Here is a 6,382-nt window from a genome sequence, read left to right as displayed (position 1 = left end):
ATGGGGGTGGTACGAGGAAAGCGTGTACCCCGCAGGAATTGACGCTTCGAAGTACGCCGGTATTAACCGATAATCGGGGGCATGCGCCGCAGCAAGTCCTTTGACTCGAGGGTTATTCTGGGGATGAGCAGCGCGGTAAACGGGTGGAAATTATAGCCGATGGGTGAGCCCGGCTATCAGATTGGGTTTATATATCCATAACCAGCCACTGATCCGCTTCTTCGAACATCTCTTCCAACATCCGGTTCAGCTTTTCGCGATCGCTTTTGCTGGCGTCGGAGTTCAGGCCGTTGGCCTGCATCGGCTTCACGCGCACTTCCGCTTCCGGGAACAGCGCATGCACGCGTTTCTCCAGTTCGCTGCGAATAATCTCGGCGGCGTTGGGCAGCCCAGCGACGTTGCGTTTGTCGTACACCAATTCTACAAACATGATTCACCTGTAAATACTGATTTAATGTACAGTATTTTGGCCTGAGGAGTGAGAGTTGGCAAGAGGGGATGCGGAATTTTGCATGGGCATTCATCTTTACGTGCCGGGCGGCAGAATTTGCCGTTGAGTCGGCCAGGCCGATGGTCCGCATTTTTCCCCACCCGTAATCGCCTGTCGAATCTTCAGAAGATTATCGCCATTACCCGCTGAGCGCATTCAATACATAAGGTGGTGGCGTCGGACTGGCGCTCCCTGGTGTTGGAGGCCCGACGCCACCTTTCTGGTCGCCGTTTTTGGTGTTTCCCTCGTCTGCCGTGGCGTAAATACGGTGAAGAGGCTTCTTGCGTTTTAACAGCACTGCTAATGTTTGATGCGTTGGTATGTGAGTTATTGGCGTCACGCTTGCAAAACGCTCGTCGCAGTATGGGATGCAGACTAGATAAAGCGGTTACATAAGAAATTTGAATTATTATGGTGATGGCCTATCTTGCTTCTGTAAGAACGCTTATTTGAAAAATGACTTACATTACAAATAATTATTTTTTAATTTGCATGTAATTCGACCTGTACCATTGTCATTATGTCCCTTGGAGTGGTTTAATATTTTAAATTAACTTTAATGACGCTAAAGTATAGGTTTAAAACATTATAATGCAACAAAACAACATTAAAATATCAGAAGAAAGTGGTATGTCATTGAAAATGATAGGGGGAAACCTGACTTATCTCATGCGCATGCATGGGATTGACGCCAGCAGACTGAGTATCGAAACAGGGATCGGTATTGCCACTATCAACAACCTGAGGAAGGGCATCGGGAATCCAACGATCTCTACGCTCTCGTCAATTGGTGAATTTTTCAGCGTGAAAGTGGGGGAGCTGACTGACAAGGACTTACGAGTCTCGGGAGAGGCCAATCACAACGTTAGATCGCTACCGCTCATTAGCTACAGCGATATAGAGCGTTTCCTGGATCAGGCGATGACAACATCAGATACCTACACGACAGAAGTGGATGACATTACGGACGATTCGCTGTTTGTGGTGGAGATAACGAATAACTCGTTGTCACCTGAATGGGATCGTGGAACCTATTGTGTCATCTCCCTCAAGGAACCATTTTGTGATGGGGATATCGTCCTGGTTAAGCTAAAAAACTACCCAATATGCTTAAGAAGAGTCTTTGTTTCTCATGACGACTTGCAGTTTACAAACATCTCATTAGATTCAGACAGCAGCGTGAAGTCCTACAGCGATTACGCGATTGTCGGTGTTTTATTGAAAACGATAAAGAGGCTGAAATAAATGGATTTGTTTAAAATCGTCCGCAAGTTAAGGAGAATATACTCTCCCAGTTATCTGTACACTTTAGATCGCAGCGTGACGCGAACCGCCGAGGGGTATTGGCTTTTCAAAGAGTTTGGCACCCATACCTTCGTGAAAAAAAACTGGGGGCAGCTCGTTGAGGGCGACTTTCTAAGGCATGTTAACCCTAAAGACATTGCTTTTATCGCCGAAACGGAGTCTAAAATAAAAATTTCCTCAGCCAAACTGTCGATTCATGAAGAGAAAAGGAACTGTATGTGGACGTTGAAAAACGGTGCTGATTCAATATCCATATCAGGAAAGGATTTTTTAAGAAATCGTGAGCTGGTCGATAAAACCGAGTCTTTAGATGCGACAAAAATAGCATTTTATGCCGGAGTGAAAGAAGGCAGAGAAATCTCCGCCTCCTTGCAAAACGCAAAGCAAAGTGACAAGCCTAAAAAAACGATACTGACGTTGATTAAATGAACCATGGCTCGACGTGAATATGCTCATCGAACGTAATCACGCTGAAAGCCGTATTGTCTATGCTGCTAACTTCGCTTGTGCCGTTTTTCCATTGCGAGCAAATTGCAGGGGAAACCGAGACCAGGGTGTCTCCCATTTTCCGTTGAAATAGCGTATGCGCATGGCCTGAACCAATAAATTTAACGTTTAATCGATGGCAGAGGCTCAAAAGTTCGCCGGCATTGTTTAACATACAACTATCGACAATGGGGGTGCCGACAGGAAGCGGATGATGGTGCAAGAAAACAGCTATCTTTTTATTTTTACTGGAAATTATAGCTTCTTCAAGCGTTTCTAACGCTTGTTTAGACACCCAGCCAAAATCTTCATTGTCAACAACCGAGTCGATGCTAAGCATGCGCCACTCGTCATCTTCAAAAGAATTTATATCATAGTTACCGCCCTGTTGGTGGGCTACATCACTCAGATTTTTTTTACTGTCGTGGTTGCCTGGGAATAAATAAAAAGGTAATGAAACGCGGCTCATTACGTTAAAGAAACGCTCATATGAGGGAATGTCACCATCATGAGAGATATCACCCGTCACAATGATCAAGTCTGCATTTATTTTATCGGCATTGTCATTAATGAAGTCAATGGCCTTTTCGAAATTAGCCAGGTGCTTAGAGGCCAGAACGCTTTCATTAGGCATAATGTGTATGTCACTAATCTGAATTACTTTCATGCTCTACCTTACTGAAATCATTTAAAAGGATTGTATGATGCGCCCCAATCATAATGATCGGTGTTTTCTATTTTCTTAACCCATTCGACTAAAATGATAGCGAGCGGCAGCAATACAATGGAGACGACTACCTTATAAGACCAGGTGGTGCTTATGATATTAACCAGTTCCATAAAAGTGTATTTGCCCGAAAGGCTGATCGGATAGGCCGTCAGCAACAGCGCGGCCTGCGTAGACATGGAGCCTGCAATGTAGCGAATGAAGAAGTATTTGCCGGAGAAGATAATTTTCATCTTTGAAATGATGAAGCCATTAACAAAATATGAGACGGGAACGGATACCCAGGTGCCTATCATGACGCGCCAGAACTCATGGTATAAAGCGTTATAGTGAGTCGCTATAGCGTTATTTTCTGGCTGGATGACAGCGGAGAGGTTAAGTATGATGACATATAAACTTTGGCAGAACACCATGATCCATATTGCTCTTACCGATAATTTATAGCCGTAAACCTCGGTAAGCAGCGTAGATATCAGAAAACACAGGGAGAATACAATGCCGCTAGCGGTTATTTTAAAACCATAGATATCAAAAACTTTATAAACCAGAGTGTCGCAGGTGATCATTATGGTTACGGTCAGGCCAACAAAAAGACCATAGAGTTTGAGATTTCCTTGCATCTTTGTTCCTTATTCAGTCCATATTTTTGTTATTAACTATCCATACTGGTTGCCGCGTACACGAGCCGACCCGACAGTGGCGTCATCGGTACAGGCGATGTCATATGCCCGCATTTCTCTTCATTCGAAATATAAAACGTCCTCTTTACCTCTCAGGTTCCCAGAAGGCAAAAGCGCCACGCGGGGGTTGTGCGGGGGCATTGATGGCCCGTTCGTCGGACTGGGGCGAACTGGCTACAATTCATTAATTATCCTAATGAATATATTGCCTGGTTCGCGTTGTGTCAATCAGGTGCGGAGGGACTCAGGGCTAGTTTTATGCGGGGCTTCTGCGTTTATTCTTGAATCGTGAGCGGTAAAGTTTGCAGCTGAATCACCAATTCTGCCAGGCTGGCGGCCTGCATTTTCTCCATCACTTTTGCGCGATGGACCTCCACGGTGCGCAGCGCGATATTCAGCTGTTCCGCCATTTCCCGGTTCATCATGCCGCGCACCACCAGATGCGCGATCTCACGCTCTTTCGGCGTGAGCGTGCGGTAGCGGCCAAAAGTTTCATGGCGCTGTTGGGTTTCGGCGGAGACCTGCTGCGCCCGTGCTAGGGCGGCGATCAGCGGCTCTGCGGCGATCGGTTTTTGCAGGAAGTCCACTGCGCCGTACTTCATCTGTTCTACCGCCATCGGTACGTCGCCATGGCCGGACAGGAACACCACCGCCAGCGTGCTGCCGCGGCGGCGCAGTTCAGCGTAGGTCTGGTGACCGTCGAGCTTCGGCATTCGCATATCCAGCAACACGATTCCGGTCTGCAACAGGTCAGCCTGCGCCAAAAAGTCGGTGCTGTCATTCCAGCAATGGACGCAATGGCCGAGGTTGGTCAATAAAAAATGGCAGGCGTCGGTGACGGCGACGTCATCATCTACCAGATGAATTAGCGACATGGTTTTCCTCATCGTTAAATAGGAAATGCAGGGTGACGCACAGCCCATTGCGGCTGTCGGGAGCGGGGCGGTTAGCCAACAGGATCTCGCCGCCGCCATAGCGGGCCAGGCGGCGGCAAATAGCCAGCCCCAGCCCCATGCCGCCGGCTTTGGTGGTGTTGAAGGGGCGGAAAGCCTGCTCCAGCCCGGCTGCGCTCATCCCGCCCGCGTTGTCCTGCAAATGCAAATCGAGCGCCTGGTCGTTCTCGTCGGCGGAAAGCCAGATGGCGTTGGCCCCGGCCTGCGCCGCATTCAGCAGCAGGTTCGCCAGCAGCTGTTCCAGTAGCGCCGGCGGCAGAGTTAGCGTCAGCGAAGGCGCCACGTTGATGAACAACTTCAGGTCGGGATAGCGCTGCGTCAGGCGCAGCAGCGCCCACACCCGCTCGGCGGTTTCGTTCACCGCGATGGGGCGCCAGTTCGCCTTGTCTGCCGTCTCGGAGGGGGGCTGCACCCACTGGCGCAGGTTGTGGATCGTTTCGCCACCGCGCTGCGCCTGCCGGTCGATATTTTCCAGCGGTGCCAGCAGTGGATGGCCGGCGTCCGTTTTGCGCAGTTGGATGAGGCACCCCTGCGCATAGTGGCGAATGGCCGCCAGCGGCTGGTTGAGCTCATGCGCAAAGCCGGAGGCCATCTCCCCCAGCACGTTCAGCTGCCTGGCATGTTCCAGCGCCTGTTCCTGTCGGCGCAGTTGCTCTCCGGCATGAAGCAATTGTCGCCCGCGGCGGCGTACCAGCAGCGCTATCCAGATATGGTTGACGATCAACAGCGCCAGCACCGTGAGCGACAGGCCGACGGCCGTCTGATGCTGGATCAGCCAGCTCTTGATATCCAGCCACAGCCGCCGCTGTTCCGGGTGTTGATTGACGGCGCGCAACAAGGCTTCCACCTCGCTGGTCGAGGCTGGCGCCCCCCACAGGAAGGGAGACTGCGGCGGCGCGGTCAGCAAGGCTCTCGCCACCGCATCCACCAGCGGGTTATCCAGGCCGGGCAGGGCGGCGAACGACCAGTTGGGGTAAAGCGGCGTGCTGGTGACGCAGTGAACTGACGTGGCCTGTTGCAGCAGCGGGCGAAAATCCGCCTGGTTGAGCAGGCCTTCCCGATCCATTTTCTCCAGCAGGCAAACCGGAACGATGGCGGCCTGAATGGCGCGTTCGCGCAGCAGATAGAGCAGGGCATCGGCAGGGAAGCCGGTAAAACGCAGGTGGAAATCGCGCTCGGGCCGCATGCCGGCATCGCTGAGCGCCTTATAACCGGTCAGATAGCCGCCGAAGGCCTGCGGATCGATGGCGCCCACCGTTTTGCCCATCAGCGCCTGCGGCGTCGTGACGTCACTGTCGCGCCGCACCAGAATCACGCTGCCGATGATGTTGCCCGTTTCCCGATCGCCGTTGGCGGCGCGCAACGACGCCAGCCAGCGCAGATGATAGTGGCTGTTCAATTGCACGAACTGCGCCGGATTGGTGACCACGAACTGCACGCTGCCCTGATTGACCGCCTCGCGCATCTGCGCCAGATCGAGCGGCCGCAGGCGGAAGCGCTCACCGCTGACGCTGTCGTTGAGCTGGTCGATCAGAGGCTGCCAGTCGCGCACGGTCGCCGCATCGCCTCGCATCGCCAGCACGCCGACCGACCATTCCTTCGCCTGCGCCGCTGCCCCCCAGCCGAGACAAAACAGCAGTAATAACACGACCCTCACGGCCCCTCCTGATGGCGATTTATCTGCCGCCACTTGTTTTAGATCAACGTTGGGTCCGGTATGTGGTTAACCACAATAGAGCGC

General features: G+C 51.7%; 7 protein-coding genes. 2 read left to right on the top strand and 5 right to left on the bottom strand.

What is annotated here, in order from left to right; all coding sequences use genetic code 11:
- Positions 1-187: 187 nt before the first annotated feature.
- Positions 188-430 (bottom strand): DinI family protein, encoded by a 243-nt coding sequence (locus AAIE04_RS12745; RefSeq protein ID WP_047574299.1) that lies wholly within the window; start codon positions 428-430, stop codon positions 188-190.
- 651 nt (positions 431-1,081) lie between these two features.
- Here AAIE04_RS12745 and AAIE04_RS12740 point away from each other — a divergent pair.
- Positions 1,082-1,735, top strand: coding sequence for a helix-turn-helix domain-containing protein (locus tag AAIE04_RS12740; RefSeq protein ID WP_498577062.1), 654 nt, complete (start codon positions 1,082-1,084; stop codon positions 1,733-1,735).
- The gene (locus AAIE04_RS12735) at positions 1,736-2,224 is read left to right on the top strand and encodes a hypothetical protein (protein ID WP_498577061.1); all 489 of its coding nucleotides are present in this window, start codon (positions 1,736-1,738) and stop codon (positions 2,222-2,224) included. It begins immediately after the preceding gene.
- Here the strand turns inward: AAIE04_RS12735 and AAIE04_RS12730 are convergent.
- From AAIE04_RS12730 to ttrS, 4 genes are all read right to left on the bottom strand, one after another.
- Positions 2,217-2,948, bottom strand: coding sequence for a metallophosphoesterase family protein (locus AAIE04_RS12730; protein ID WP_498577060.1), 732 nt, complete (start codon positions 2,946-2,948; stop codon positions 2,217-2,219). The genes AAIE04_RS12735 and AAIE04_RS12730 overlap by 8 nt on opposite strands.
- Before the next feature lie 17 nt (positions 2,949-2,965).
- Positions 2,966-3,628: a VUT family protein gene (locus AAIE04_RS12725; RefSeq protein WP_063919755.1), complete on the bottom strand. Its 663-nt coding sequence runs from the start codon at positions 3,626-3,628 to the stop codon at positions 2,966-2,968.
- A 335-nt stretch (positions 3,629-3,963) separates the two neighbouring features.
- Positions 3,964-4,563 carry a tetrathionate respiration response regulator TtrR gene (ttrR, locus tag AAIE04_RS12720; protein WP_498056738.1) on the bottom strand — a complete coding sequence of 200 codons (600 nt, stop codon included), beginning with the start codon at positions 4,561-4,563 and terminating at the stop codon, positions 3,964-3,966.
- Positions 4,538-6,289, bottom strand: coding sequence for a tetrathionate respiration histidine kinase TtrS (gene ttrS, locus AAIE04_RS12715; protein WP_498577071.1), 1,752 nt, complete (start codon positions 6,287-6,289; stop codon positions 4,538-4,540). The genes ttrR and ttrS overlap by 26 nt, the downstream gene beginning before the upstream one ends.
- Positions 6,290-6,382 lie beyond the last annotated feature (93 nt).

The organism is Serratia sp. Ae19-1 (assembly GCF_059801225.1).
Note: the sequence above shows the minus strand (reverse complement) of the source record. Positions and strands in the feature narration are given on the sequence as shown.